This window comes from Alloalcanivorax venustensis, assembly GCF_047495515.1.
Classification (GTDB): Bacteria; Pseudomonadota; Gammaproteobacteria; order Pseudomonadales; family Alcanivoracaceae; genus Alloalcanivorax; species Alloalcanivorax venustensis.
Window position 1 is genome coordinate 420,266 of sequence record NZ_CP179934.1, and the last position, 25,917, is coordinate 446,182.

At 65.1% G+C, this 25,917-nt stretch carries 23 protein-coding genes and 1 riboswitch; of the genes, 10 read left to right on the forward strand and 13 right to left on the reverse strand.

Going from position 1 to position 25,917, the window contains the following annotated elements; genetic code table 11:
* Positions 1-46: 46 nt before the first annotated feature.
* The 3 genes from rpiA (at position 47) to ACMG4O_RS02030 (ending at position 5,618) form a co-directional block, all read left to right on the forward strand.
* Entirely contained in the window at positions 47-700 is a 654-nt protein-coding gene (gene rpiA / locus ACMG4O_RS02020) for a ribose-5-phosphate isomerase RpiA (RefSeq protein WP_414434329.1), read from the forward strand.
* A gap of 309 nt (positions 701-1,009) precedes the next feature.
* Entirely contained in the window at positions 1,010-2,323 is a 1,314-nt protein-coding gene (locus ACMG4O_RS02025) for an outer membrane protein transport protein (protein ID WP_414434330.1), read from the forward strand.
* A 10-nt stretch (positions 2,324-2,333) separates the two neighbouring features.
* Positions 2,334-5,618, forward strand: a complete 3,285-nt coding sequence (locus ACMG4O_RS02030; protein WP_414434331.1) for an Ig-like domain-containing protein — start codon at positions 2,334-2,336, stop codon at positions 5,616-5,618.
* An 83-nt stretch (positions 5,619-5,701) separates the two neighbouring features.
* Here ACMG4O_RS02030 and ACMG4O_RS02035 read toward each other — a convergent pair whose 3' ends face one another.
* From ACMG4O_RS02035 to ACMG4O_RS02060, 6 genes are all read right to left on the reverse strand, one after another.
* Complete coding sequence (locus ACMG4O_RS02035; RefSeq protein WP_414434332.1) at positions 5,702-6,295, reverse strand: hypothetical protein; 594 nt, start codon at positions 6,293-6,295, stop codon at positions 5,702-5,704.
* 254 nt (positions 6,296-6,549) lie between these two features.
* Positions 6,550-6,945 (reverse strand): hypothetical protein, encoded by a 396-nt coding sequence (locus tag ACMG4O_RS02040; RefSeq protein ID WP_414434333.1) that lies wholly within the window; start codon positions 6,943-6,945, stop codon positions 6,550-6,552.
* Positions 6,946-7,094: 149 nt separating this feature from the next.
* Positions 7,095-7,370 carry a hypothetical protein gene (locus ACMG4O_RS02045; protein ID WP_370202514.1) on the reverse strand — a complete coding sequence of 92 codons (276 nt, stop codon included), beginning with the start codon at positions 7,368-7,370 and terminating at the stop codon, positions 7,095-7,097.
* A gap of 76 nt (positions 7,371-7,446) precedes the next feature.
* Positions 7,447-8,403 carry an alpha/beta hydrolase gene (locus ACMG4O_RS02050; protein ID WP_414434334.1) on the reverse strand — a complete coding sequence of 319 codons (957 nt, stop codon included), beginning with the start codon at positions 8,401-8,403 and terminating at the stop codon, positions 7,447-7,449.
* Between the two features lie 292 nt (positions 8,404-8,695).
* A complete protein-coding gene (locus ACMG4O_RS02055; protein WP_414434335.1) occupies positions 8,696-9,064 on the reverse strand; it encodes a hypothetical protein in 369 nt (122 codons plus the stop codon).
* Between the two features lie 176 nt (positions 9,065-9,240).
* Positions 9,241-9,855 (reverse strand): TetR/AcrR family transcriptional regulator, encoded by a 615-nt coding sequence (locus ACMG4O_RS02060; protein WP_370212436.1) that lies wholly within the window; start codon positions 9,853-9,855, stop codon positions 9,241-9,243.
* A 181-nt stretch (positions 9,856-10,036) separates the two neighbouring features.
* Here ACMG4O_RS02060 and ACMG4O_RS02065 point away from each other — a divergent pair, with 181 nt between their 5' ends.
* Complete coding sequence (locus tag ACMG4O_RS02065) at positions 10,037-10,648, forward strand: flavin reductase family protein (RefSeq protein ID WP_414434336.1); 612 nt, start codon at positions 10,037-10,039, stop codon at positions 10,646-10,648.
* Positions 10,649-10,666: 18 nt separating this feature from the next.
* Here the strand turns inward: ACMG4O_RS02065 and fba are convergent, their stop codons facing one another.
* Genes fba through tkt form a run of 4 tightly spaced genes read right to left on the reverse strand, consistent with a single transcriptional unit; the run spans position 10,667 to position 16,015 of the window.
* Positions 10,667-11,731 (reverse strand): class II fructose-bisphosphate aldolase, encoded by a 1,065-nt coding sequence (gene fba / locus ACMG4O_RS02070; protein ID WP_142947753.1) that lies wholly within the window; start codon positions 11,729-11,731, stop codon positions 10,667-10,669.
* 43 nt (positions 11,732-11,774) lie between these two features.
* Entirely contained in the window at positions 11,775-12,938 is a 1,164-nt protein-coding gene (locus tag ACMG4O_RS02075; RefSeq protein WP_414434337.1) for a phosphoglycerate kinase, read from the reverse strand.
* Between the two features lie 22 nt (positions 12,939-12,960).
* Entirely contained in the window at positions 12,961-13,974 is a 1,014-nt protein-coding gene (locus ACMG4O_RS02080; protein WP_142947755.1) for a type I glyceraldehyde-3-phosphate dehydrogenase, read from the reverse strand.
* A gap of 34 nt (positions 13,975-14,008) precedes the next feature.
* Complete coding sequence (tkt, locus tag ACMG4O_RS02085; RefSeq protein WP_414434338.1) at positions 14,009-16,015, reverse strand: transketolase; 2,007 nt, start codon at positions 16,013-16,015, stop codon at positions 14,009-14,011.
* A gap of 137 nt (positions 16,016-16,152) precedes the next feature.
* Between tkt and ACMG4O_RS02090 the strand changes: the two genes are divergently transcribed.
* From ACMG4O_RS02090 to ACMG4O_RS02115, 6 genes are all read left to right on the forward strand, one after another.
* The gene (locus ACMG4O_RS02090; RefSeq protein ID WP_414434339.1) at positions 16,153-17,184 is read left to right on the forward strand and encodes an ArsR/SmtB family transcription factor; all 1,032 of its coding nucleotides are present in this window, start codon (positions 16,153-16,155) and stop codon (positions 17,182-17,184) included.
* Complete coding sequence (metK, locus tag ACMG4O_RS02095; protein ID WP_142947758.1) at positions 17,177-18,325, forward strand: methionine adenosyltransferase; 1,149 nt, start codon at positions 17,177-17,179, stop codon at positions 18,323-18,325. Before ACMG4O_RS02090 ends, metK begins: the two co-directional genes overlap by 8 nt.
* Before the next feature lie 14 nt (positions 18,326-18,339).
* Positions 18,340-18,415, forward strand: a riboswitch (S-adenosyl-L-homocysteine riboswitch).
* 20 nt (positions 18,416-18,435) lie between these two features.
* Positions 18,436-19,824, forward strand: a complete 1,389-nt coding sequence (ahcY, locus tag ACMG4O_RS02100; protein WP_194856124.1) for an adenosylhomocysteinase — start codon at positions 18,436-18,438, stop codon at positions 19,822-19,824.
* 14 nt (positions 19,825-19,838) lie between these two features.
* Positions 19,839-20,669, forward strand: a complete 831-nt coding sequence (metF, locus tag ACMG4O_RS02105) for a methylenetetrahydrofolate reductase [NAD(P)H] (protein WP_194856125.1) — start codon at positions 19,839-19,841, stop codon at positions 20,667-20,669.
* 89 nt (positions 20,670-20,758) lie between these two features.
* Positions 20,759-21,706 carry a DegV family protein gene (locus ACMG4O_RS02110; RefSeq protein ID WP_142947761.1) on the forward strand — a complete coding sequence of 316 codons (948 nt, stop codon included), beginning with the start codon at positions 20,759-20,761 and terminating at the stop codon, positions 21,704-21,706.
* Between the two features lie 263 nt (positions 21,707-21,969).
* Positions 21,970-22,854 carry an alpha/beta hydrolase fold domain-containing protein gene (locus ACMG4O_RS02115; RefSeq protein ID WP_414434340.1) on the forward strand — a complete coding sequence of 295 codons (885 nt, stop codon included), beginning with the start codon at positions 21,970-21,972 and terminating at the stop codon, positions 22,852-22,854.
* A gap of 156 nt (positions 22,855-23,010) precedes the next feature.
* Here ACMG4O_RS02115 and ACMG4O_RS02120 read toward each other — a convergent pair whose 3' ends face one another.
* From ACMG4O_RS02120 to ACMG4O_RS02130, 3 genes are read right to left on the reverse strand one after another with little or no spacing between them, the layout of a single operon-like run.
* Positions 23,011-24,030 (reverse strand): helix-turn-helix domain-containing protein, encoded by a 1,020-nt coding sequence (locus ACMG4O_RS02120; protein ID WP_142947763.1) that lies wholly within the window; start codon positions 24,028-24,030, stop codon positions 23,011-23,013.
* A 43-nt stretch (positions 24,031-24,073) separates the two neighbouring features.
* Positions 24,074-24,883 (reverse strand): 2,5-didehydrogluconate reductase DkgB, encoded by an 810-nt coding sequence (gene dkgB / locus ACMG4O_RS02125; RefSeq protein WP_142947764.1) that lies wholly within the window; start codon positions 24,881-24,883, stop codon positions 24,074-24,076.
* 59 nt (positions 24,884-24,942) lie between these two features.
* On the reverse strand, positions 24,943-25,821 hold the full coding sequence (locus ACMG4O_RS02130) for a LysR family transcriptional regulator (protein ID WP_370202819.1): 879 nt from the start codon (positions 25,819-25,821) through the stop codon (positions 24,943-24,945).
* Between the last annotated feature and the right edge of the window lie 96 nt (positions 25,822-25,917).

Here is a 25,917-nt window from a genome sequence, read left to right on the forward strand (position 1 = left end):
CAAGCGCCCGTATAATCGCCGCACCCTTGCATCGCGGAGACCGACCATGGACCAGAACGCTCTGAAGAAACAGGTGGCCGAAGCCGCCCTGCGCTACGTGCCGGAAGGCGAAGTGGTGGGCGTGGGCACCGGCTCCACCGCCAACTTCTTCATTGACGGCTTGGCGGCCATGAAGGACCGCATCGCCGGCGCCGTGGCCAGCTCCGAGGCCACCGCCGAGCGCCTGCGCGGCCACGGCATCCCGGTGCTGGCGCTGAACGACGTGGACCGCCTGCCGGTGTACGTGGACGGCGCCGACGAGGTCAATGAGCACCGCGAGATGATTAAGGGCGGCGGCGGCGCGCTGACCCGGGAAAAAATCGTCGCGGCGGTGGCCAAGGATTTCATCTGCATCGTCGACGGCTCCAAAAAGGTGAAGCTTCTGGGCGCCTTTCCGCTGCCGGTGGAAGTGATCCCCATGGCGCGCTCCTACGTGGCGCGCAAGCTGGTGGGGCTGGGCGGCCGGCCGGAATACCGCGAAGGCTTCGTCACCGACAACGGCAATATCATCCTCGACGTCCATAATCTGGACATCGTCAACCCGCTGGAACTGGAAAAAACCCTCAATAATATTACCGGCGTGGTCACCAACGGGCTGTTCGCGCTGCGCCCGGCGGATGTGGTGCTGGTCGGCGAGGGCGGCGGCGTTTCCGTGTACTAGAGCCTATTGTGCATTATGACACCTAAAACCTGGTACGAACGCTCCTCTTAACCGGCCCATTACGTTCGGCTACCCTCCCGCTACGTTCCGTAAAGTAACCCGTCCCCCGCCTACCGTTCACAACCTTTTTCATACGGCATTCACCACCGCTTTGTTTTATTGGTTGCATATGAGGCGAGAGCGTTGTTCGCGGTCACCCCCGCAAAAACGCCTTTCGTCATCTTTCGCTGGCGCCCCTACCCGGAAAAACGTCCAGTGAAATAAAAGAGCTTAAATAAGCCCAATAACAAGATCCGGAGAGTCTTTATTATGTACCGATCCCTCCAGCAGTCCGCCCGGAGTGTTGCCGCCGCCGTCGCCCTTACCGCCAGTGTTCCCGCGCTTGCCGGCATGGGTAATACCGCCAATACCTACGGTCTTTTCCCCGTTGACGTCGGTACCGCCCAGGCGCTTTCCATGTTCAACGCCCAGGCTTCGGCGCTGTATTACAACCCGGCGTATCTGACCATGGACCCGCGCGGCGAATTGACCGCCGGCCTGCTGCACGGCGAGCAGGAGCTCAAGAGCGACGACACGGTGGTCAACGACACCCGCTCCCAGCAGCAGCTGATCGCGCTGAAAACCAACCTGTCCGAATTGACCAAGGTGAACCACCCGCTGTATTTCGCGATCATCGCCGGGGTGGAGAAGTTCGGTGAAGAGATGCTGGCGTTTAATTCCAGCACCTCCGATGAAGGGCAGTTCCTTAATTACGGCCGCCAGCCGCTGTTCCTGAACGTCGGCGGCGGCACCCAGTTCTTGAACGGCATCAACGTGGGGGCCTCGGTGCATATTTCCCTGCGCTCGGAAGCCACCCTCAACGCCAGCTCCAACCTGGCCGGTGAAACCCAGTACGAAGAGCTGGACGTGACCGCCAAGCCGGTACTGCGCCCGGTGCTGTCCACCTCCCAGGAGTGGGGCAAGATCATCTGCGGCCACAACGACGACTGCTGGATCGGCGGCCTGGAAACGGCCCTGACGTTCCGCGGCCACACCGAGGCCCGCACCTCGGTGGAATCCAACATCGTGATTCCCGGCACCGTGCCGGACCCCGGCATTCTGCTGGCGATCGACACCATTGATTCCTACCAGCCGGACATCTTCGCCGCCGGCCTGAAGTACAACTTTACCGACAACTTCCGCATGGCCGTGACCGTGGAGCAGCAGAACTGGTCGGATCTGACCGAGGAGCTGCAGCGCGATACCGTCAAGGACCAGGCCAACGCCCAGTTCAAGGACATCACCGTGCCGCGCTTGGGCGCCGAGTGGGACGTGAACCAGCATCTCACCCTGCGCGGCGGCGTGGCGTTCCAGGAATCACCGCTGGAGAGCATCCGCACCGAGGATGTGAACTACCTGGATAACGACAAAGTGATCTTCGGCCTGGGTTCCTCGCTGGTGATCGACAACCCGCCGATTCTGGCCTACCCGATGCGTCTCGATTTCGGCTACCAGTTCCAGCAGTTGGAAGACCGCGATTTCGAATTGACCAGCAGCCGGCCGGGCGTGACCAACCCCTTTGCCACCGTGACCGCGGGCGGCGAAGTTCATGTGTTCAGCGGTTCCCTGACGCTTAAGTTCTAGGAGGTGCGCCATGCGCTATAAAGCTCTAATAACACTGACCGCGGCGGCGACCCTGTTCGGCTGCGGCGGTGACGACAGCGGCGACAACCCCAACGTGCCGGATTTGCGCGCACCGGAATCCGGCAACGCGGCGCTGTTTTTCACCTATCCGTTGGATGACCAGCAGGACGTGGCGCCCAACGCCCCGGTGGTGTTCAACTTCGGCGCCGCCTTGCAGGTGGCGCCGTCCAACTTCCAGTTCACCGACGCCAACGGCGACCCGGTGCCGTTCGAGTTCAGCCTGGTCGACGACGGCCGCGGCGTGGTGCTGCGCCCCCAGGAGAAACTGGACCCGATCGCCGACTACCAGGTGGTGCTGCAAGGCATCGACGCCAATGGCGAAGAGGTGGGGCTGCCCGACGGCGCGCTGAATTTCACCACCCGCGCCGCGCTGGACGGCGCCGTGGACCTGCAGAAAGAAAGCCCGGACTTTGAAGTGGCGTCGATCTTCCCGGACGACGAGACCCAGTTCAAAACCATGGACTTCTCCGCGTTCCGCCTGCGCACCAGCCATCCGATGGACGAGGAGACCGTGGTCTACGGCGACACCGTGTCCCTGACCCGCGACGGCGAACTGGTGCCGGCGGTGCTGCTGTCGGCCGGCAACGCCCTCACCGTGGACCCGGTGGACGACATGACCCCCGGCGCTGAGTACCTGCTGAGCGTGGACGGCGTGGTGAGCCGCTTCGGCGACCCCATTGCGTCCTTTGAGCGCACCGTGACGCCGATCAAGACCAGCTCGCCCACCGGCAAACGGGAGACCCTGGTCACCGAGGTGCCGGCGGCGGACCCGAACCTGAGCTGCCTGGCCGACAACGTGCGCGTGTCGCCGCTGACCGGCGAGCCGATCAACTGCGTGCCGGTGATCGGCACCCTGCTGGAAGACCAGACCGTCTCCAAGCAGACCGGCAACGTGTTCGGCGAGCTGGCGTTCCCGCCCGCGTTCCCCGACGTGACCCCGCTGCGCGTGGCACGCGGTTCCCGGCTGGTGGGCGACGCCCTGGAAGTCCTCGTCGGCGGCCAGGTGCCGGTGGGCTTTAACTCCGGCGACGTAACCGTGGAAATGGTCGCCGACGCCACCGGTTACCTGTTCCCCAACCCCACCTCGGCTTCCCCGAACGCGGCCAAGAACCTGCGTCTGTTCCTGGATCTGTCCACCACCACCGACGATGCCCGGGCCAACGGCGCGTTCACCCAGAACCTGCTGCATGTGGAACTGGTGGGCCGCGCCATCGTGCGTGACGGCGTGCTGCGCGCCGACGCCATCAGCGTGGTGGAACCGCGCGTGCTCGGCGTGGAGGACAACTACGGTCTGCTGAGCTTCCGCATGGAGTCCTACCGCGACCAGACCACCGCCCCGGACCCGCTGGATGATCAAACCCGCCCGATGCTGCAGGCGTTGACCCAGGACGACGGCAGCCGGCAGCTGTCCTGGCAGCCCGGCGAGTTCGCCGACCGCATGGTCCCCGGCGAGCCCATCGTACTGCTGTTCACCGAAGCGCTGGACCCGAACAGCATCGTCGAGGGTGTCAGCCTGCGCCTCACCAAGGGCGGCATGGACGAGCCTTTTTCCTGGAAACTGGACGGCAACGCGCTGGTGATCACCCCGGACGACCCGGTGGATTACGGTGTGGAGTACGTGGTCGAGACCACCACGGACATCACCGACCTGAGCGGCAACCCGCTGATGAACCTGAACCCGCTCGACGGCACCAATCAACTGACCTTCACCCTGCCCACCTACGTGGAGGGCGAGGACGTGCAGCGCGGGCCGTTCGCCACCACCGTCTACCCTGGTTTCCCCTGCGCCACCAGCGACGAGCTGGATCTCAACGCCTTCGGCGGCATGGGTAGCCAGGGGGTGTGCGTGTCCTCCAGCCCGGAAAGCGAGCAGGTGGAAGTGGACCGCATGCCGATTACCGACATGCCCGCCAACCGCGCCATCCGCGTGCGCTTCTCCCAGAATATGGACCCGGCGTCCATCGAGCTGGGCCGCACCTTTATCGTCGAGGAGGTGGACGGTGGCGCCGTGGAAGGCAGCCTTGAGGTGGGCGTGCGGCACCTGACCTTCACCCCGGATCAGCCCTGGGAAGCGGGCACCCTGTACCGCTACACCCTAGCCTCGGAAACCAGCGGCTGCGCCAGCGCCATCTGCTCCGAGGACCAACTCCCGCTGCAGACCGCGCTGCTGCTTGGCAACGAGAGCGACCAGGGCGGCCCGAACATGGACATCCTGTTCCGTGGCGCGGCCGCCACCGACAATGTGTTCCAGGAGCTGAACAACCTGCCCAGCGTGGACGTGAATTACAACTTCGCCATCGACGGCGGTGAATCGCCGGTTACCGACGACAACCTGCCGGTACCGCCCAACGCCACCCGCATTCTGCCCAACCAGGGCGGCGCAGGGGACGAAAATACCGGCGGCGGCCTGGTGACGGCGGCCAACACCGGTTGCGGCTTCGAAGGCGCACCCCCTTACTCCGAGGAAGACTTCGAGCAGTGCGACGCCCGCCGTCTACTGTATGCCGCCGGCGCCTTGAACACCGAGATTCTCGGTTTCGTCGAAGCGGAAGAGCTGCCGGATTACGTCGACTCCGACCGAGGCGGGGTGGCGGTCCGAATCCTGCCCACTACCTTGGGTCTGACCAACCTGGACGCCACCGCGGTGATCGGCGTGGACCTGAACGCGGCGGACGGCGAAACCACCCTGGCCACCCTGCCCGTCCTGGGCGATGCCCTGGATACGGTGCTGGAAGGTCTGGGCGATATTCCGTTGATAGGCGGCGTGCTGGACACCGTTCTAGGTCCAACACAGGATATCGGTCTGATCCCGATCGAAACCGCCACCGGACCCAATATCATGCGAGTGCGTTACGAGCCCGACGCCAACAATGAGCGAACTGAAGCGCCGGTGGGCTACATTGTTCCGGGCGACAACCCGGAAGCGGGCGATCTACCCAGGTTTGTCATTGAGTTCGATTTACTCTTCGATGCCCCGCAACTGTCGCTGCCTCTGGGCCTCGACCACAACGCCAAAGGCCTGCCCATCGGGCAAATAGTTCTGGAAGGCCCTATGGATTTCCTACCTGATGGCCGGTTGTTCATCAGCCTGAAAAGCCGGGAGCCCAAAGAAGTAAATCTTGATATTACATTGGGGCCATTGTCAGGAGGCCAGGTGCGGCTTCTTATCCCAGAACAAGGCATCAACTTGAGCTACCAGAGCGTTTCCATCAAGAAGAGCGCTCAACAGAATTGATCTGCCTTCATGGTCAGTGAAGTGATGGGGCCCGCCAGGGCCCCTTTTTTATCGACGCACCGGGGTGTGCGCCGACGCCGCACTTACTCCCAGAATTTGTACCAGGGCTTGTTCCCTTCGCCGTTATCGGCATTGGCATTAGCGTTCTGTGACGCTTCAATGCCCCGCTCACTGGCCTTCACTTCACCGCTGACTCTGGCGTTGGCCGCCGCGTCGCGGTTTGATTCGGCCTGCTCTTGCATCGCCTCCCGGCGCTCGCGGGCGTCTTCCCTGGCAGCCTCGGCACGGGCTTCGGCCTCTTCACGCTGCGTTTCAGCGCGTTCTTTCACTTCTTCGCGTTTGGCTTCGGCTTTGTCCCGCTCCGCTTCGGCGCGCTCTTCGGCCTTCTCGCGTTGCGCTTCGGCCCGTTCCTTGGCTTTTTCACGCTTGGCTTCCGCTTTCTCGCGCTGCGCCGCGGCTTTATCGCGCTGCGCCGCGGCTTTCTCGCGAGCCTGCTCCGCGCGGGCTTCCGCGTCCCTCTTCATGCCGTCCCGTTGTTCCTCAAGACGCTTCTCGGCACCACTGGTGTCCACCCGGACACCGGTCTCGGCGTTAACGCCCAGGGTGGCGTCCGCCGCGAACGCGGGCATGGAAAGCACCAGCACCAGGGGCGATACCGCTAAAAGTATCCTTTTCATAAACCGCTCCTTTTTCACGATCGTAAGTCAAGTAAGTACTCCTAACCGCACGGACGGTCCGTACGGCGGAGCGCACCCTAGCATTGAAATGCGTTTTGTTTTGAAAGGAAAAAGCGGAAGAACGTAAAAGTGGGGACTGCTTCCGCCCACGGCCGGCGGCCTGGGCGTTTTTCAAACAAAAAACGGGCCGCGTCGCGACCCGTTCCGCCTTGCCAGTCCGGCGCGACGGCGTTCGCCGCCGCCCGGACGTGACCTTACTGCTGCTTCTGAGTAGCCTTGTTGTACTCTTTCTGGACGTTATCGGGATCGTCCATGTGCTTACGCTCTTCCAGGTAGTCGCCGCCCTCTTTCTTCATGCTGTCGGCCTTCCCTTCGGCGTTGCGCTTTTCCTGCATGGCCTTCTCGTACTGCTTGTTGACGCGATCAGGGTCGTCGATGTTCTTGCGCTCTTCGGAGTAATCCGGGTTGGGCGCGGCGTCCTTGTTACGGTCGCCCATGGCCTCGTCCTGCATCGCCTTTTTGTACTCGCGGTCGATCTGCTCGCTGGTGGACTCCGCCATAGCGGCGGGCGCGGCCAGCACGCCGGCCAGCGCGAAGGTGCAGGTCAGCAGTGCGGATTTCTTGATGGTACCCTTCTTGATGGTTTTCATTACTTTTCTCCTTGTCTCACGACAGATGGTCTCGCGACCGGTAAAAATATGAATTCAGTAGCCCTAAAATGGGCCAAACGGGGGGATATTCAAGTGAAGAAAAGTAATTCTGGGCCGCATTTAAAACAATTTTAATTATAGAACGCCGTTCAGGGGTCGTATCCCCAGGGCTGGCGGGCCCTTTCCTTGACCGCTTCGTGGCGTTGCCGGGCTTCGATGTCGCGGCGTTCCAGCCGCTCCTGAACCGCGCGGCGGTTCTCGCGGGTCCGGGTGTCCAGCTCACGGGAGCGGCGGTCGACGTCTTCGCGGACGGTCTCGCGGCGCTCCTGAAGGCGCTGGTCCAGATCGTCCGCCGGACCGGCGACCGGGGTGCCCAGGGCGGCCAGCGCGATCAGGGTGGCGAGGCAGGGTCTCAGACCGTTCATCGGTGTCTCCGTTAGCGTACTCGCTTCATTGTGCGCCACCCCGGTTAACGGCGCGCGAAGACCTGCCCAGCCGCCGCTATTCCGCTAAGTAACGATCAATGATCCGCAGTATTTTTTCCCGGTATTCCTCGTGTTCATTGGCAAGGTGGTGGCGGGCGCCGTTGAGCATGTGCACGTCCGGCTCCTGAAACTTGTCGCGAATCACGCCCAGGTTGTGACGCCAGTCCACGGTCTCGTCCCGGTCGCCCTGGATCACCACCGGGGATATTTTCACCCGGTTGGCCGCTTCGAAACCGGGGATCCATTTTTTCAGGGCGGTCACCCAGCCGGCCGGTAACCGGTGGTACTGCAACGGGTCCTTGTTCTCCAGAAAATCGAGAAAGTCCGCGTCGCCGGAATTCACCGTGAACACCCGTTTGATGGACTTCGCGAACGGGCGCACCAGGGTGTGCAGCCAGCGCGCGGTGCTCCATTTGAAAGGCCGCACCAGCGGCGCCAGCAGAATAATCTGCTCAAAGGGACTGTCGTCCGCGTCGAAACCGTGGTGCAGCAGGTAGTCCATGACGATGGCGCCGCCGGTGCTCTGCGCGATCACATGCCAGGGCCGGGGGAAGTCGTTGCCGGCCTGCTCCAGGCATTGCTCCAGCACTTCGCGGTAGATGCGGAAGTCCTGGATTGCGGCGCGCGGACCTGAACTCAGCCCGTGGCCGGGCAGGTCGTAGGCGAGCACCGCGTAGCCCAGTTCCAGCACATGGGCGATCAGATGCTGGTACAGCCCCACATGGTCGAAGTAGCCGTGGCAGATCAGCACCGTGCCACGGGCCACCGCCGGCCGCCAGCCGTGCACGCTGATGGTGTGTCCGGCGGCCTCGAAGTAGCCGAAGCCGTGCTCCAGGTCCGGTAGCCGGCTGCTGAAATCCAGGCCGTAGTACTCCGCGTAGCGCCGGCTCACCTCGTCCAGGGGGTCGAACGCCTGCCAGTTGAGCGGCCGCCAAGAGCGGGTGATTTCTTCGCGGGAAAACGGAAACGGCATGGTGTTTGGGCAAAGCTGGAAAATGAGGCTCTGATGATAACAACCGCAAAGCCCTCGACGAAGCAGTCTTTGTGGGAGCGGGCCTTGCCCGCGAAAGGGAGCGCAGCTCCCGGTCGGATGCCAGAGACATCTCTGACGTCAGCACCAACCACGTCTCTGGGATCCTGCCGGCCGGCTTTGCCGGCCTTTCGCGGGCTGGGCCCGCTCCCACAAACTCGCTCGCACAGCGGGGCGCATAAAAAAGCCCCGGTCGGGGACCGGGGCCAGGCTCAAGGCAGATGTTCGGGTTGGCTTAGCTCTGGTTGAGCTCGCGGTTGATGTTTTCCAGGCTGTCCAGGTTCTTACGCTGCTCCAGGTAGTCCTGGTTGCGGCCCTGGGGGTTGCCTTCGGCTTTCACCACGGCGCGCTGTTCCTGGATGTCCTGGAACTGGGCGGCGATGAAGTCGGCCTGGTCCAGGTTTTCGCGGGCGGCCAGGTAATCCACCGGCGCGCGGCCGCTGTCACGGGCCTGGCGACCCTGCTCCACCGCCTGCTGGTAGGCGGCGTTGATGTTCTCGAAGCTGTCCATGTTCTGGCGCTCGCTGAGGTTCTGGGCGAAAGCCGGGGCGGCGCTCAGGCTCAGGGCGGCGGCAACTGCGGATGCGATGATTGCGTTTTTCATGGTCCTTTCCTCACTCATTCGGTCGTTCCAAATGCGTGGCGGGGCCCTGTGTCTGCTTGGTCTCCCACGCTTGATGGGGACCATTATGTTGACTGGTTACGATATTGTCAACTTGTAACCTGTTAACCTTTCGCTATCGCCGCGATAGCCGTCACCCGCGTCGCCGGCGCCGCCGGTCAGGGCGCCAGGCTGCGCAGGATCAGGCCGGTTACCGCCGCCAGGTTGCGCTTCAACTCGTCCGGGTCGTTGAGTTCCAGCAACACCGGATGGCCGTACACCGCCGCGGTCTTGCGGATCGCGATGGTCACTTCGTCCAGCGGCGTCTTGCGCTCGAACTCACCGCTTTCGCGGCCGTCGGCGACGATGCGGCGGATCGCCTCATAGATAATGTCGTCGTGCACGCTCATGTGGTGCCACTGGTTTTCGATCGCCACCACCACGATGTCGTGCATGCGCCGCTCCTTGAGGAACAGCTCCAGACCCTTCTCCAGAAGGCAATCGAGCAGATCGCGCAGGCGCTGGGTGGCGCTGTCGTCGCGCTCGGCGATCTCCTTCAGGGCGACGTCGATCTTGGCCAGGGTCATGGCGCACACCGCTTCGCCGATCGCCTGTTTGGAGTCGAAGAAGCGGTACAGGTAGGCGCTGGAGACCCCCACCGCCTTGGCGATGTCGGTGACCGAGGTCTTGCGGTAACCGTGGGCGCTGAACAGCTCGTTGGCGAGCTCCAGTATCTGGTCGCGCCGTTCGTGTTCCGCCGGGCCGCGCTGCCCGGCCGGGTTGTTGTCCGTCATGGTGCTCTCCCGGTGCTCGTCGGCACCTTGTCAAACGACGTCGTCCGGGACGTCATATTCAAGTAATAAATATTGTTATATGTAACTTTGGGTAAGCATAGCATAACAGCGCCCCTCTGCACGGCCCCCTCACGCCCGGCGACGATAATCTGCGCCCATATCCACCGTCACGGAGCGCCCCATGCAACTCACCGAAGCCGACCTGGCGGCCTGGCCCCGGCGCCGGCGCGCCGCCCTGGTGAACAGCCTCTCCGGGTTCAAGAGCGCCAATCTGCTCGGCACCCGGTCCGCCGGCGGCCAGGAAAACCTGGCGATAATCAGTTCCGTGTTCCATCTGGGCGCCGACCCGGCGCTGGCCGGCATGATTCTGCGTCCCCATTCCGTGGACCGGCACAGCCTGGAGTACCTGCTGGAGACCGGCGTCTACACGCTGAACCAGGTGCACGAGGGCATCCACGCCGCCGCCCATCAGACCAGCGCGCGCTACCCGCGGGCGGTGTCGGAGTTCGACGCGGTGGGCCTGACACCGGAGTACCGGCACGGCTTCGCCGCGCCCTTCGTGGGCGAGTCGCGGATTAAGCTGGGGTTGCGGCTGGAAGCGAGCCAGACGCTCAAGGTCAACGACACGGTGCTGGTGATCGGCCGTATCGAGCAGATTCTGGTGGCGGAGGACGCCTGGGTGGGCGAGGACGGCTACCTGGACATCGAGGCCGCGGGCACCGTGGCGGTGAGCGGCCTGGACGGCTACCACCGCGCCACGCGGCTGGCGCGGCTGCCCTACGCCAAGCCGTGAGGCCGCGGTGCCGGCGGGTTACTTGATGCGCGGGTCCATTTCGCCGGCTTCGTAGCGCTGGTACATGGTTTCCAGGCTGATCGGCTTGATCTTGTCCGCGTTGCCGGCGGTGCCGAAGGCTTCGTAGCGGGCGATGCAGATATCGCGCATGGCCGACACGGTTTCCTTGAGGAATTTGCGCGGGTCGAACTCGGCCTTGTTGTGGGCCAGGAAGCGACGCACCGCGCCGGTGGAGGCCAGACGCAGATCGGTGTCCACGTTCACCTTGCGCACGCCGTGCTTGATGCCTTCCTGGATCTCCTCCACGGGCACGCCGTAGGTCTCCGGAATCTCGCCGCCGTACTCGTTGATGATCTGCAGCCATTCCTGGGGCACCGAGGAGGAGCCGTGCATCACCAGGTGGGTGTCCGGGATGCGCGCGTGGATCGCCTTGATCTGCTCGATGGCGAGGATGTCGCCGGTGGGCGGGCGGGTGAACTTGTAGGCGCCGTGGCTGGTGCCGATGGCGATGGCCAGGGCATCCACCTTGGTGCGCTTGACGAAGTCCGCCGCCTCTTCCGGGTCGGTGAGCATCTGGTCGTGGGTCAGGGTGCCGGAGGCGCCGATGCCGTCTTCTTCGCCGGCCTGGCCGGATTCCAGCGAGCCCAGGCAGCCCAGCTCGCCTTCCACGGACACGCCGCAGGCGTGGGCCATGTCCACGGTGCGACGGGTCACGTCCACGTTGTACTCATACTCGGTGGGGGTCTTGCCGTCCTCGCCCAGGGAGCCGTCCATCATCACCGAGGAGAAGCCCAGCTGGATCGAGCGCTGGCACACCGACGGGCTGGTGCCGTGGTCCTGGTGCATGACCAGCGGGATGTGCGGAAACTCTTCCGTGGCGGCCAGAATCAGGTGACGCAGGAAGGGCGCGCCGGCGTACTTCCGGGCGCCGGCGCTGGCCTGCACGATCACCGGTGAATTGGTCTGGTCGGCGGCCTCCATGATGGCGCGCATCTGTTCCAGGTTGTTCACGTTGAAGGCCGGCACGCCGTAGCCGTGTTCGGCGGCGTGGTCCAGCAGTTGACGCATGCTGATCAGTGCCATGATGTCTTCCCTTTCGTCTTCGGAGCGAAATGTAGGTGGTGTATTAGTCCCGGGCGCGCTGTTCCAGCACCGCCACCGCCGGCAGGGTCTTGCCTTCCACGAACTCCAGGAAGGCGCCACCACCGGTGGAAATATAGCTGATATCGTCGGCGATGCCGTACTTGTCCACGGCCGCCAGGGTATCGCCCCCGCCGGCGATGGAAAACGCTTCGCTGTCGGCGATCGCTTCGGCCAGCTCGCGGGTGCCTTCGCCGAACTGGTCGAATTCGAACACGCCCACCGGGCCGTTCCAGATGATGGTGCGGGCCTCTTTCATCAGCGCCGCGAACACATGGGCGGTCTGCGGGCCGACGTCGAGAATCAGGTCGTCCTCGGCCACGTCGTCCACCTTCTTGGTGGTGGCTTCGGCGTCCTCGGCGAAGGCCTTGGCCACCACCACGTCCACCGGCAGCGGAATGTGGACTTTTTCCGCCAGCTTCTGCGCCGCCGGAATCAGGTCTTTTTCACACAGCGACTTGCCCACCGGGTGACCGGCCGCCGCCAGGAAGGTGTTGGCAATGCCGCCACCGACAATCAATTGATCCACTTTATCGGCCAGGGCGTCCAGCACTTCCAGCTTGGTGGACACCTTGGAGCCGCCGACGATGGCCACCAGCGGCTTGGCCGGTTCCAGCAGCGCCTTGCCGAGGGCGTCCAGCTCGTTGGCCAGCAGCGGGCCGGCGCAGGCCACCGGGGCGAAACGGGCCACGCCGTGGGTGGAGGCCTGGGCGCGGTGGGCGGTGCCGAAGGCGTCCATCACATAGACGTCGCACAGCGCCGCCATGCGCTTGGACAGCGCCTCGTCGTCTTTCTTTTCGCCCTGGTTGAAGCGCACGTTTTCGCACAGCACCACCTGGCCGTCTTCCAGGTCGACGCCGTCGAGCCAGTCCTTCGCCAGCGGCACCTCCTGGCCCAGCAACTGACCGAGGTGCTCCGCCACCGGCTTGAGGGAGTACTGTTCTTCGTACTCGCCCTCGGTGGGCCGGCCCAGGTGCGAGAGCAACATGACGCGGGCGCCGGCTTCCACGGCGTGGCGGATGGTCGGCAACGAGGCGCGGATGCGGGCGTCGCTGGTGACCTTGCCGTCCTTCACCGGCACGTTGAGATCTTCGCGGATCAGCACCCGTTTACCCTTCAGGTCCAGGTCGGTCATGCGTTTGAAGTTCATCGTCTTGCTACCTCGTTAATGATCACTGGGCACCGGCCAGTGCCGCCACCCAGTCGAGCAGGCGGTTGGCGTAGCCCCATTCGTTGTCGTACCAGGCCACCACTTGCACCATTTCGCCCTGCACCCGCGTCTGCGTGGCGTCAACGATGGCGGATTCGGCCCGGTGATTGAAATCCACGCTCACCAGCGGCTCGTCGTTGTAGCCGATCAACCCGGGTTGTTGCTGGGACAGGGCCCGCAGCCAGGGGTTCAGGGCTTCCGGCGGCGGGGTGCGGTCGAGCAGCAGGGTGAGCTCCACCATGGCCACGTTGAGCGTCGGCACGCGGATCGAGTGGCCGGTGATGCGGCCGTCCAGGGCCGGCAGCACGTTCTGCACCGCCTTGATGGCGCTGCTGGTGGTGGGAATGATGTTCTGGGCGCCGGCGCGGCCGCGGCGCGGGTCCCGGTGCACATGGTCGAGCAGGGTCTGGTCCGAGGTGTAGGCGTGGATTTCCTTCATCAACGCCTGACGGACGCCGAACTCCCGGTCCAGGGCCGCCAGCACCGGGGCGATGCAGTGGGTGGTGCAGGACGCCGCCGACAGCACCCGGCTGTCCGGCTTGAGCGCCTCGTGATTGACGCCGTAGACGATGGTCTGGTCGGCGTAATCGAACGGCACCGCGCCGACGATCACCCGGCCGGCGCCGGCGGTCAGGTGGCGGGCGGCGTCATCGCGGGCGCGGAAGCCGCCGGAGCACTCCAGCACCACGTCCACGCCCAGCTCCGCCCAGGGCAGTTGCTCCGGTTCCGGCTCGCTGAACAGCCGCGGCGCCTGGTCGCCGATGCGCAGGCAGCCGTCCACCAACTCCGCCGGCGCGTTGAGCCGGCCGTGGGTGGTGTCGTAGCGGGTCAGGTAGAGCAGGTCCTCGGCCCGGCCCAGGTCGTTGATCGCCACCAGCCGCACGGGCAGGGCGTTGCCCGCCGCTTCCCGCTCCGCCAGGGCGCGGACGAAGGAGCGACCGATGCGGCCATAGCCATTGATCGCGATCTTTAACATAGGGACCGAACGTCGGGCGCCGGACTCTGGGGTCTCAAATCACACTCTCCACGGCGGCCTGCACCGCCTCGGCGGTAATGTTGAAGTGCTTGTAGAGGTCGCCGGCGGGCGCCGAGGCGCCGAAGCCGGTCATGCCCACGATTTTGCCGTCCAGGCCGGTGAAGCGGTACCAGTAATCGGTGATGCCCGCTTCCACGGCCACCCGGGCGCGCACCGCCGCCGGCAGCACCGCTTCCTGGTAGTCGCTGCTCTGCGACAGGAAGGCGTCGACGCTGGGCATGGACACCACGCGCACGTTCTTGCCGGCGACGCCCAGGGCCTCGGCGGCCTGCACCGCCAACTCCACTTCCGAGCCGGTGGCGATGATAATCGCTTCGGGCTGGCCGTCGCCGGTCTGCAGCAGGGTGTAGCCGCCCTTGGCCACGTTGGCCAGCACCGTGTCGTCGCGGTCCATGCAGGGCAGACCCTGGCGCGAGAAGATCAGCGCGGTGGGGCCGTCGCCGCGCTTCACCGCGTGCTTCCAGGCCACCGCGGTTTCCACCGTGTCGCAGGGCCGCCAGGTGCTCAGATTGGGCGTCATGCGCAGGTTGGCGATCTGCTCGATGGGCTGGTGGGTGGGGCCGTCCTCGCCCAGACCGATGGAGTCGTGGGTGTAGACCAGGATGTTGGGCTGGTGCATCAGCGCCGCCATGCGCACCGCGTTGCGGGCGTATTCCATGAAGGTCAGGAAGGTGCCGCCGTAGGGGCGCAGGCCGCCGTGCAGGCAGATGCCGTTCATGGCGGCGGTCATGCCGAACTCGCGCACCCCGTAATGGATGTAGTTGCCGCTGCAGTCGTCGGCGCTGATCGAGGTGCAGCCTTTCCAGACGGTGTTGTTGGAGCCGCCCAGGTCGGCGGAGCCGCCGGTGAGCTCCGGCAGGCCCGGGCCGAAGGCGTCCAGGGTGTTCTGGCTGGCCTTGCGGCTGGCCACTTTTTCCTTGGCCTGCTGGCACTCGGCGATAAAGGCGTCGGCGCGCTGGTCGAAGTCCGCCGGCAGCTCACCGCGCATGCGGCGCAGGAATTCATCGGCCAGTTCCGGGAACTCGGCGCGGTAGGCGTCGAAGCGCTGCTGCCAGGCGGCTTCTTTCTCGGCGCCGGCGTCGTGGGCGTCCCAGGCGTTGCGGATCTCGTCGGGAATCTCGAAGGGGCCGTGCTTCCAGCCCAGGGCCTCGCGGGTGAGCGCCACTTCATCGTCGCCCAGGGCGGCGCCGTGGGACTCTTCCTTACCCTGCTTGTTGGGGCTGCCGAAACCGATGATGGTCTTGCAGCAGATCAGGGTGGGCTGGTCGGTGTTCTTGCGCGCGTTCTCGATCGCCAGCTTCACTTCCTGGGCGCTGTGGCCGTCCACATTGGGGATCACGTGCCAGCCGTAGGCGCGGAAGCGCTCCACGGTGTCGTCGGTGAACCAGCCTTCCACCTCACCGTCGATGGAGATGCCGTTGTCGTCGTAGAAGGCCACCAGCTTGCCCAGCCCCAGGGTGCCGGCCAGGGACGCGGCTTCATGGGAGATGCCCTCCATCATGCAGCCGTCACCCATGAAGCAGTAGGTATTGTGGTCGACGATGGCGTGGCCGTCGCGGTTGAACTGGGCGGCCATCATCTTCTCCGCGATGGCCATGCCCACGGCGTTGGCGAACCCCTGGCCCAGCGGGCCGGTGGTGGTCTCGATGCCGGGCGCGTCGCCGAATTCCGGGTGGCCGGCGGTGGGGCTGCCGAGCTGCCGGAAGTTTTTCAGATCGTCCAGGCTGACGCCGTAGCCGGTCAGGTGCAGCAGGCTGTAGAGCAGCATGGAGCCGTGGCCGTTGGAGAGCACGAACCGGTCGCGGTCGACCCAGTGCGGGTTGGCCGGGTTGTGCTTCAAGAAGCCGCGCCACAGCACTTCGGCGATATCCGCCATGCCCATGGGGGCGCCCGGGTGACCAGACTTGGCTTTCTGTACCGCATCCATGCTCAGGGCACGGATAGCATTGGCGAGATCACGGGCAGCGGGGGCTGACGACATGCACGGCTCCTGAACGATTTTTGACCAGAGGTGTGAAAAGGGGCGCTATTGTCGCCCAAGCCCGGGGCGGGGGCAAACTCTGGAACCTATATCAATATCTTTTGATGCAGCCCCCGAGGTCCGCTACACTCGCCTCCATGTCTTTACACCCGGCACCGCAGGAACAGGATCTGGACAGCCTGGCGGCCTTTCTGAAGGCGGCCGGCGAACCGCTGCGCCTGGAGGTTCTGCAGGTGCTGGGCCAGAACAGCTTCGGGGTGCTGGAGCTGTGCGAAATCATGGCGATCAAGCAATCGGGCATGAGCCACCATTTAAAGGTGCTGGCCCAGGGCGGCCTGGTGGAGCGCCGCCGGGAGGGCAACTCGATCTTCTACCGGCGCCGCCTGCCGCCGTCGGACGCCGCCACCGGGCCGCTGCAGAGCGCCCTGTTCGAGCGACTCGACGCCACGCCGGCGGACCCGGTCACCCGGCAGCGGCTGGCCGGCGTGCAGGCGCAGCGCGCCGCCCAGAGCCGGGCGTTTTTTGCCCGGCACGCGGACGACCTGGCCCGGCATCAGGATTTGATCGCCGAGCACGACCAGTACGCGGAGCAGGCCTGTGAGTTGCTGGATCGGGCCGCCGACAACCGGGAACCCGGCGAACGGCGCGGCATCGCGCTGGAGATCGGCCCCGGCGAGGGGCGCTTCCTGGCGCCGCTGGCGAGCCGCTTCGAGCGGGTGCTGGCGCTGGATAACGCCGAGGTGATGCTGGCCCGGGCCCGGGAACGGGTGGCCGGCCAGGGGCTGGACAATGTGGAGCTGGTGTTGGGGGAGTGGCCGGAACACGGCGCCCTTTTACCCCGGGTCGACGCGGTGGTGGTCAATATGGTGCTGCACCACCTGCCCTCGCCCTCCGCCGCCCTGGAGGCGGCGGCCCGGCAATTGAACGACGGCGGCGTATTGGTGATCACCGATCTGTGCCGCCACAACCAGCGTTGGGCGGTGGACGCCTGCGGGGATTTCTGGCTCGGTTTCGAAGAAGCCGACCTGGTGAGTTGGGCCGGCCGCGCCGGCCTGGTATTGCGCGAGAGCCTGTTTCTCGCCATGCGTAACGGTTTTCAGGTGCAGGTGCGCAGCTTTCAGCGCGTCACCGCGCATCCATCAAAAAGGGAGCAATCCGGTAATGAGTGAATACAGCATCTTTACCTCCGAGTCGGTCTCCGAAGGCCATCCGGATAAAATGGCCGACCAGATCTCGGACGCGGTCCTCGACGCCATCATCGCCGACGACCCCCACGCCCGCGTGGCGGTGGAGACCATGGTCAAGACCGGTATGGCCATCGTTGCCGGCGAAGTGCGCACCAGCACCTATGTGGAACTGGAAGACATCGTCCGCCAGGTGATTCTCGACATCGGCTACGACAGCTCCGACGTGGGCTTCGACGGCGCCACCTGCGCGGTGCTCAACGGCATCGGCAAGCAGTCCGCGGACATCGCCGTGGGCGTCGACGAAGCCGAGAACAAGGAACAGGGCGCCGGCGACCAGGGCCTGATGTTCGGCTACGCCACCAACGAGACCGACACGCTGATGCCGGCCCCGATCTACTTCTCCCACCGGCTGGTGGAGCGCCAGGCGGAGCTGCGCAAGAGCGGCCGGCTCGGCTGGCTGCGCCCGGACGCCAAGAGCCAGGTAACCCTGCGCTATGAAAACGGCAAGCCGGTGGCGGTGGACGCGGTGGTGCTGTCCACCCAGCACTCCCCGGACATCAAGCTGGCGGATCTGCGCGAAGCGGTGATGGAAGAGATCGTCAAGCCCGTGCTGCCGTCCGAATGGCTGCACGGCGACACCCAATACCACATCAACCCCACCGGCAACTTCGTGATCGGCGGGCCGATGGGCGACTGTGGCCTCACCGGGCGCAAGATCATCGTCGACACCTACGGCGGCATGGCCCGCCACGGCGGCGGCGCCTTCTCCGGCAAGGACCCGTCCAAGGTGGACCGTTCCGCGGCCTACGCCGGCCGCTACGTGGCCAAGAACATCGTCGCCGCCGGCCTGGCCGACAAGTGCGAGATTCAGATCAGCTACGCCATCGGCGTGGCCGAGCCGACCTCTATCTCGGTGAACACCTTCGGCACCGGCAAGCTGGACGACAACCGCATCGCCGCCCTGGTGCGCGAGCACTTCGACCTGCGCCCGCGCGGCATCATCGAGATGCTCGACCTGCGCCGGCCGATCTACCGGCCCACCGCCAGCTACGGCCACTTTGGCCGCGAAGGCTTCAGCTGGGAAAACACCGACAAAGCGGCCGCCCTCAAAGCGGCGCTTTAAACGCATACCACCACACCCCCGAGGGGCGCTGCAGCGGACAACCGCGAGGCTCGGGGGCAGGGTGAGACACGATAACGGCGCCCATTCGCTAACCACGAATGGAGAGACCCATGAACGCAAAAGCGGAAACGCTGCAGGACTATAAAGTCGCGGATATTTCCCTGGCCAAGTACGGCCGCGCGGAAATCGACATCGCCGAAACCGAAATGCCGGCGCTGATGGCGATCCGGGAAAAATACCGCGCCGAACAGCCGCTCAAGGGCGCGCGCATCATCGGCTGCATCCACATGACCATCCAGACCGCGGTGCTGATCGAAACACTGAAGGCGCTGGGCGCGGAAGTGCGCTGGTCCTCGTGCAACATCTTCTCCACCCAGGACCACGCCGCCGCCGCCATGGCCGCCGCCGGCGTGCCGGTGTTCGCCTGGAAAGGCGAGACCGAGGAAGAGTACATGTGGTGCATCGAGCAGACCTGCCGCGACGGCGAAGGCAACCTGTGGGACGCCAACATGATTCTGGATGACGGCGGCGACCTGACCGGCTACATCCACGAGACCTACCCGGAGATGCTGGACAAGATCCACGGCATCACCGAAGAGACCACCACCGGCGTGCACCGCCTTTACGAGATGCTCAAGCAGGGCACCCTGAAAGTGCCGGCGGTGAACGTCAACGACTCGGTCACCAAGAGCAAGAACGACAACAAGTACGGTTGCCGTCACTCGCTCAACGACGCCATCAAGCGCGCCACCGACCATCTGCTGTCCGGCAAGAAGGCGCTGGTGATCGGCTACGGCGACGTGGGCAAGGGCTCCGCCCAGTCCCTGCGCCAGGAAGGCATGATCGTGAAGATCACCGAGATCGATCCGATCTGCGCCATGCAGGCCTGCATGGACGGCTTCGAAGTGGTCAGCGCCTACAAGGACGGCGTCAACGACGGCACCGAAGCCTCCATCAACAAAGAGCTGCTGGGCACCACCGACATGCTGGTGACCACCACCGGTAACTACGACGTGTGCGACGCCAACATGCTCAAGGCGCTGAAGAAGGGCGCGGTGGTCTGCAACATCGGCCACTTCGACAACGAAGTGGACACCGCCTTCATGCGCAAGACCTGGGAATGGGAAGAAGTGAAGCCGCAGGTGCATAAAGTGTGGCGCGACAAGAAAAACCAGGACTTCCTGCTGCTGCTCTCGGAAGGCCGCCTGGTCAACCTGGGCAACGCCACCGGTCACCCCAGCCGCATCATGGACGGCTCCTTCGCCAACCAGGTGCTGGCGCAGATGTACCTGTTCGACCAGGGCTACGCCGGTCACTCCGACACGGTGAAGGAGAAGATGCTCAAGGTGGAAGTGCTGCCCAAGCATCTGGATGAGGAAGTGGCCCGCTACATGGTGCAGGGCTTCGGCGGTGTGGTCACCCAACTCACCGACAAGCAGGCCGGCTATATCGGCGTGGACGTCAACGGCCCCTTCAAGCCGGACCACTACAAGTACTAAGGCGTTTTTGAATCATGTCCAAACGCATCAGCTTTGAGTTTTTCCCGCCCAAGACCGAGCAGGGGCGGGAAAAACTCCTGAACACCCAGCAAAAGCTGCTGGCCAAGAAGCCGGAGTTTTTCTCCTGCACCTTCGGCGCCGGCGGCTCCACGCGGGACTACACCCGGCAGATGGTCGGCCTGCTGCGCGAGCAGCACGCCGACACCGCGCCGCACCTGAGCTGCATCGGCCAGAGCCGTGACGAGATCATGGAACTGGTCAACGGCTACAAGGAAAGCGGCGTGCGCCGCATCGTGGCGCTGCGCGGCGACCTGCCCTCCGGCATGGGCTACGCGCAGAGCGAAGTGAAGTACGCCGACGATCTGGTGGCGTTGATCCGCGAGGAAACCGGCGACCATTTCCACCTGGAAGTGGCCGCCTACCCCGAGAATCACCCGCAGTCGCGCAGCTTCGACGATGATATCGCGCACTTTCAGCGCAAGATCAGCGCCGGCGCCGACAGCGGCATTACCCAGTACTTCTACAACGCCGACGCCTACGGCTACTACATGGACGAGCTGCGCCGGCGCGGTTGCGACGCGCCGGTCTACCCGGGCGTGATGCCGATTCTCAACGTCGCCAATCTGTTCCGCTTTTCCGATAACTGCGGCGCCGATATCCCGCGCTGGCTGCGCAGCCGCCTGGACGACATCCGCGACGACGAGCAGGCGGTGAAAGCGTTCGGCGAGGAAGTGGTGACCCGCCTCTGCGAGCGCCTGCTGGCGATGGGCGCCCCGGGCCTGCACTTCTACACCATGAACCAGTCCGGCCCGATTCTGCGGGTGCTGGATAACCTGGGGCTTTAAGCGTCAAGCTTTAAGCCGAAGGTCTGGACCGGGGAGTGTTGCAGGTCACACTTTTTACGCTAGACTGCGATGAAAAGGGGTGAATAATTATGAGAATCGGTCTGGTCGTTGATTCCGGCTGCGATCTTCCCAAATCCTTTATCGATGAACACGGCATTCTGATCCTCCCGGTCTCCATCCGGCTCGGGGATCAGATCATCGTTGATGAACGGGATCCGGAACGCACCCGTCAGTTTTACGCCACCGAGGCGTCCGAGAAAGCCCATGGCGCGGAATCCATCCCGTTCACCATGGAGCAGATCAAAGCGCTGTTCCTGGACAAGGTGGTGGTGGATTTCGACTACGCCCTGGTGCAGACGGTGCCGAAAAGCCGCAGCCCGATTTTCACCAACGCCACCGAGGCCTCCCACGCCATCCTGCGTGAGTACAAGCCGATCCGGAAGCAGGCCGGCGTGGAAGGGCCCTTCGCCCTGCGCGTCACTGACAGCCAGACCCTGTTCGCCGGCCAGGGCGCCCTGGCGGCGGAAACCATGCGGCTGATCCAAAGCGGCATGAAAATCACCGAAATCCGGCAAAGCGTGGAAGTGCTGGCCTCCAAGGCCACCGGCTACGCGGTGGTGCCGGACATCTACTACCTGCACAAGCGCGCCAAGAAACGCGGCGACAAGAGCGTCAGCTGGGCCGGCGCGATTCTCGGCAACGCCCTGGACATCAAACCGGTGCTCTGCGCCCGCCAGGACGAAACCTTCCCGGTGGCCAAGATGCGCGGCTTCGACGCCGGCGTGGAGGCCATGTTCCGGCACGGCGCCCGCTGCATCGAGCGCGGCCTGATGGCGCCGGTGGTGTGCGTGAGCTACGCCGGCGACGAAAGCCGCATCCGCCAGATGCCCGGCTTCGACCGCCTGGCCGAGGCCGCCAAGCGCCACAAGGTGGAGCTGCTGACCAGCAGCATGGGCCTCACCGGCGCGGTGAACATCGGCCCGGGCGCGCTCAGCATCGGCATGATCGTCGACGACCCCGCCTTCACCACCGAATAAACCGGTTGCTTGTGGGAGCGGGCCTGTGGGAGCTTGCCTTGCAAGCGAAAGGGAGCGAAGCTCCCGGCAGGATGCCAGAGACCTTTTTTGTTCTCCCTGTCAGAGCTCTCTGGAATCCTGCGGGGCAACCTTTGCCGGCCTTTCGCGGGCAGGGCCCGTTCCCACAAGGTCGCCACCCACATGGTCATTCAGCGGTCACCCTCACCCACCATTGATTGATTCGCGGTTAGCGTAATCCACAGTCATAACCGTGGAGCTCCTTGATGAGATTAACCCTGCTGTTTCTTTGCACGCTGGCGGTCACCGGCTGTGTGCGCCATCTGGGCGCGCCGGAGGGCGAGCCGCCGGCGCTGCCCGAGTTCGACGTCGCGGTGATCGAGGATCGGGTTTACACCCCCGACGACTGGCCGCAAACGCTACATGCGGACATCTACCGCCCGGAGCCACCCGGCCGGTATCCGACGGTGCTGGTGGTGCATGGCGGCGGCTGGGAACGGCGCTCGCCGGAGGACACGGCGGGGCTTGCCAGGCAACTGGCCGAGCAGGGCTTCGTGGCGGTGAACATCGAGTACCGCTTCGCGCCGGAGTACACCTTCCCGGCGCAGCTCCACGACCTGCAGATGGCGATGCGCTGGCTGCATGTGCACGCGGACGATTACGGCATCGACCGGTCGCGGGTGGGCGCCTGGGGCTATTCGTCCGGCGCCCACCTGGTGACGCTGCTGGCCACCGTGGCGGCGGACACGGACAGCCCGCTGAACGAACCCTACGGCGGCCCGGTGACCCGGCCGCGGGCGGTGGTGGCCGGCGGCACGCCCACGGATCTGCGCAAGTTCGAGGGCGGCACCCTGGTCCCGCAGTTCCTGGGCGGCCCGCAGGAGAGCAACGCCGCCACCTACGCGGCCGCCTCGCCGGTCACCCATGTGGGCGCCGACACGCCGCCGCATCTGCTCTATCACGGCACCCTGGATTCGGTGGTGCCGGTGGACCACGCGCAAGACTACCGCACCGCGCTCAACGCCAACGGCGTCGACAACGAACTGCTGCTGTTGCGCGGCAAGGGGCATGTGGCGGCGTTTCTGTTCGGCGGCGCCGCCGAGGACGCCGGCGCCTCGTTCCTGGCCCGCACCCTGACACCCGCCCATTAAAAAGCCCCGGGGAGAACCCCGGGGCTTGCTCACAACCCAAATATGCAAAAGATAGCGTTCCGCTAACTCGCCCACGCATTGTGGCGGCCCGCCCGGCGGAACGCTTGCACGCTTGTTTCCCGCCCCGTTGATGATTTGTCCCGCCGGCGTTTCCGCTCAGAGACTGAGCAGCCAATCGCGAAACTCCGGCCGCGACGGCCCGTCGCCGTCCGCCCGCGAGCGGCGGAGGCGGGCGGAGCGGCCCTGTTCCATGGCCTCGCCGGGGGTCATGCCGAAACGCTGGCGGAACAGCCGGCAGAAATGGCTCTGGCTGTCGAAACCGCACTCCAGCGCCACCTCCACCAGACGCCGTTGCCCCAGATCACGCTCGGCAAGCTCACGGAAGGCCCGGTCCAGGCGCTGTTCGCGGATATAGCCGGCGACGCCGCCGAACGGCTCGAACAGCCGGTACAGCCGGGTGCGGGAAAGGCCGAACCGCCGGCACAGCCGCGCCGGCCCCAGCCCCGGGTCGTCCAGGTTGTGAACGATGAAAGCGCGCACCGCGTCGCGGGCGGCGTCCTCGAACGGCATCGCCGCGTCTTCGCGCACCGGGCCCTGGCAGAAGGCGCCGGCCACCGCGCCCACCAGGGTGCGGTTGATGGCCGGCAGGTCGTCCACGGAGGCGTCCGCCAGCGACGTCCAGACACTGGACAGGTGGTTGGCGAGAATAGTGGCCAGCGGGGTGCCGGCGCGCAGCACCGTGCCCGGCCGGTAGTCGGCCGGTTTGGTGAGGGCGAAGAAGCGGTCTCGGGGGATCACCAGCGACAGGTTGCCGGAGCGCGGCGCCAGGGTTTCCAGGCCCAGCCCCATATCCAGCAGGCTGATGTCGCCCGGGCCCACCTGTACTTTGCGGTCACCGTTGTAACCCTGATAACCGCCGTGGGTATACAGCTGCACCAGTAGGTGATCGTCCGAGGTGCGCCGGTCGCGCTGGAAGTGCAGGGGCGTGAACTCACTGCGCGCGATCAGCGTCTGGCCGAGATTGAAACTCTCCAGCCGGCCCTGAAATTCCCGGCCGCCGGGTTCCCGGGCGGCGCGGCAATCGAACAGGGGCTCGACGCTCTGACGCCAGACTTCCAGGCGCTCATCACGGTCGAACTGAAGGGCATCAAGCTTATCGTGGGGAATTCGCTCCATGCCCGCATGCTAGAGCCTGAGGGGCGCTTTGTCTCGCCCGCCGTCAGTCCCAGTCCGGGGCGAAATCCGGGTCGGCGATACGCTCGTTCCGGTTCAGGGCCTCGATGGCGTCCATGTCCGCCTGCTCCAGCGTGATATCCAACGCCGCCATGTTGGCTTTCAGGTGCGCTTCCTTGGTGGACGAGGGAATCACCACGATGTCTTTCTGGTGCAGCCAGGCAAGCACCACCTGGGCGGCGGAGGCGTCGTACTTCTCACCCAGTTTCTTGAGGGTCGGGTCCTCCAGCACCTTGCCCACCGCCAGCGGCATGTAGGCGGTCACGGTGAGACCGGCACGCTGAATCGCGTCGACCACCTTGCGGTTGGTCAGGAAGGGGTGCACTTCCACCTGGTTGGTGACCAGTTCCTCGCCGCCGGGCACGCTGAGCGCCCGTTCCAGTTGCGCCACGGTGAAGTTGGAGACCCCCACGTTCTTGGCCAGGCCCTGCTTTTTGGCCTCGGCCAGGGCGCCGATGTATTCGTCCATGGGCACTTCGTCGTTGGGGCTCGGCCAGTGGATCAGGGCCAGGTCCACCGCGTCCACGCGCAACCGGTTCACGCTTTCCTGCAAACTTTGTAAAAGGTCGTCGTGCTGCAGCCGGTCGTGCCAGATTTTGGTGGTCAGGAAGACCTCGTCGCGGGGTACATCATGGGCGTCCAGGGCGGCGCCCACGGTCTCTTCGTTCTCGTACATCTGGGCGGTGTCGATGTGGCGGTAGCCCAGGTCCAGGGCCTTGTGGATGCTGCCCATCAGCGGCTCGCCCTTGAGCCGGAAGGTGCCCAGCCCCAGGGCCGGGAGGGTTGCCTTGGCCATGTTCTCTCCTTGCGTTCGTGGCTTGTCTGACCTCTACCTGATGATGGAGGCGGCCGCTTTCAAGCGCGGCCGTCCATGCCGGCCACCAGGAAGTCCACGAACTGGCGCACCTTGGGGGACAGATGCCGGTGGCGCGGATAGACCACCCAGACCGCCGTATGGGTGCAGGCGTGGGCGTCCAGCACCGACACCAGCTCGCCCCGTTCCAGGCCCTCGCGCACGTAGTAGTCCGGCAGCTGGGCCAGCCCCAACCCCTTGTGCACCGCATCCAGCAGCGCCAGGCCGGAATTGGCGCGCCAGTTGCCCTCCACCCGCCAGGCCCGGTGCTGGCCGTCCAGGTCGAAGGTCCAGTGGTCGGCGGAACCGAGCAGGCAGTTGTGGCCGGCCAGCTCACCCAGGGTGTGGGGCCGCGGGTGGCGCTGGAAATAGTCCGCCGAGCCCACCACGTACTCCCGGCGCGGGCACAGCTTGCGGGCGATCAGCGAGGAGTCGGGCAGGGCGCCGGTGCGCACCGCCACGTCGAAGCCTTCGTCGACGATGTCCACCGGCCGGTTGGTGAAGTCCATGCGCACCGACAATTGCGGGTGCTCGGCGAGGAAGTCGTTGACCAGCGGGGCGATGAATTTCTCGCCGAAGGTGGTGGCGCAGGTGAGTTTGAGCACGCCGGTGGGCCGGCGCTGGTAGTCGCTGATCGCGGTGAGCGCCTCCTGGAAACCGTCGAACAGCTGGGCGCAGTGCTCGAAATAGACCGCCCCGGCGTCGGTGAGCCGCAGGCGGCGGGTGGTGCGGTAGAGCAGCTGGGTGCCGAGCTGGGTCTCCAGACGCGCCACCAGACGGCTCACGTGGGAGCTGGAGACCCCCAGATTCCGGGCCGCGCCGGCGAAGGATTCGTGCCTCACCACCTCGACGAAGGCCTCGATGCGATCCCAGTGCTGCATTGTTGCTCCTGAGCAATAATCTATTGCGAAATAATGCCTTAAGAGGGCGAAGCGGCGCCAGTACACTGAACCCAAGAACCGACGTAAGACGTCCTG

What these genes read in the sequence shown, in the direction of transcription:
- ACMG4O_RS02035 (WP_414434332.1), bottom strand. Translation starts at nt 6,295, where the DNA reads ATGAAAAGGATACTTTTAGCGGTATCGCCCCTGGTGCTGGTGCTTTCC.
- dkgB (WP_142947764.1), bottom strand. Translation starts at nt 24,883, where the DNA reads ATGGCCAAGGCAACCCTCCCGGCCCTGGGGCTGGGCACCTTCCGGCTC.
- ACMG4O_RS02065 (WP_414434336.1), top strand. Translation starts at nt 10,037, where the DNA reads ATGCAACTCACCGAAGCCGACCTGGCGGCCTGGCCCCGGCGCCGGCGC.
- rpiA (WP_414434329.1), top strand. Translation starts at nt 47, where the DNA reads ATGGACCAGAACGCTCTGAAGAAACAGGTGGCCGAAGCCGCCCTGCGC.
- ACMG4O_RS02130 (WP_370202819.1), bottom strand. Translation starts at nt 25,821, where the DNA reads ATGCAGCACTGGGATCGCATCGAGGCCTTCGTCGAGGTGGTGAGGCAC.
- ACMG4O_RS02090 (WP_414434339.1), top strand. Translation starts at nt 16,153, where the DNA reads ATGTCTTTACACCCGGCACCGCAGGAACAGGATCTGGACAGCCTGGCG.
- ACMG4O_RS02120 (WP_142947763.1), bottom strand. Translation starts at nt 24,030, where the DNA reads ATGGAGCGAATTCCCCACGATAAGCTTGATGCCCTTCAGTTCGACCGT.
- ACMG4O_RS02030 (WP_414434331.1), top strand. Translation starts at nt 2,334, where the DNA reads ATGCGCTATAAAGCTCTAATAACACTGACCGCGGCGGCGACCCTGTTC.
- ACMG4O_RS02055 (WP_414434335.1), bottom strand. Translation starts at nt 9,064, where the DNA reads ATGAAAAACGCAATCATCGCATCCGCAGTTGCCGCCGCCCTGAGCCTG.
- ACMG4O_RS02060 (WP_370212436.1), bottom strand. Translation starts at nt 9,855, where the DNA reads ATGACGGACAACAACCCGGCCGGGCAGCGCGGCCCGGCGGAACACGAA.
- tkt (WP_414434338.1), bottom strand. Translation starts at nt 16,015, where the DNA reads ATGTCGTCAGCCCCCGCTGCCCGTGATCTCGCCAATGCTATCCGTGCC.
- metK (WP_142947758.1), top strand. Translation starts at nt 17,177, where the DNA reads ATGAGTGAATACAGCATCTTTACCTCCGAGTCGGTCTCCGAAGGCCAT.
- ACMG4O_RS02040 (WP_414434333.1), bottom strand. Translation starts at nt 6,945, where the DNA reads ATGAAAACCATCAAGAAGGGTACCATCAAGAAATCCGCACTGCTGACC.
- ACMG4O_RS02075 (WP_414434337.1), bottom strand. Translation starts at nt 12,938, where the DNA reads ATGAACTTCAAACGCATGACCGACCTGGACCTGAAGGGTAAACGGGTG.
- ACMG4O_RS02050 (WP_414434334.1), bottom strand. Translation starts at nt 8,403, where the DNA reads ATGCCGTTTCCGTTTTCCCGCGAAGAAATCACCCGCTCTTGGCGGCCG.
- metF (WP_194856125.1), top strand. Translation starts at nt 19,839, where the DNA reads ATGTCCAAACGCATCAGCTTTGAGTTTTTCCCGCCCAAGACCGAGCAG.
- ACMG4O_RS02080 (WP_142947755.1), bottom strand. Translation starts at nt 13,974, where the DNA reads ATGTTAAAGATCGCGATCAATGGCTATGGCCGCATCGGTCGCTCCTTC.
- ACMG4O_RS02025 (WP_414434330.1), top strand. Translation starts at nt 1,010, where the DNA reads ATGTACCGATCCCTCCAGCAGTCCGCCCGGAGTGTTGCCGCCGCCGTC.
- ACMG4O_RS02045 (WP_370202514.1), bottom strand. Translation starts at nt 7,370, where the DNA reads ATGAACGGTCTGAGACCCTGCCTCGCCACCCTGATCGCGCTGGCCGCC.
- ahcY (WP_194856124.1), top strand. Translation starts at nt 18,436, where the DNA reads ATGAACGCAAAAGCGGAAACGCTGCAGGACTATAAAGTCGCGGATATT.
- ACMG4O_RS02110 (WP_142947761.1), top strand. Translation starts at nt 20,759, where the DNA reads ATGAGAATCGGTCTGGTCGTTGATTCCGGCTGCGATCTTCCCAAATCC.
- ACMG4O_RS02115 (WP_414434340.1), top strand. Translation starts at nt 21,970, where the DNA reads ATGAGATTAACCCTGCTGTTTCTTTGCACGCTGGCGGTCACCGGCTGT.
- fba (WP_142947753.1), bottom strand. Translation starts at nt 11,731, where the DNA reads ATGGCACTGATCAGCATGCGTCAACTGCTGGACCACGCCGCCGAACAC.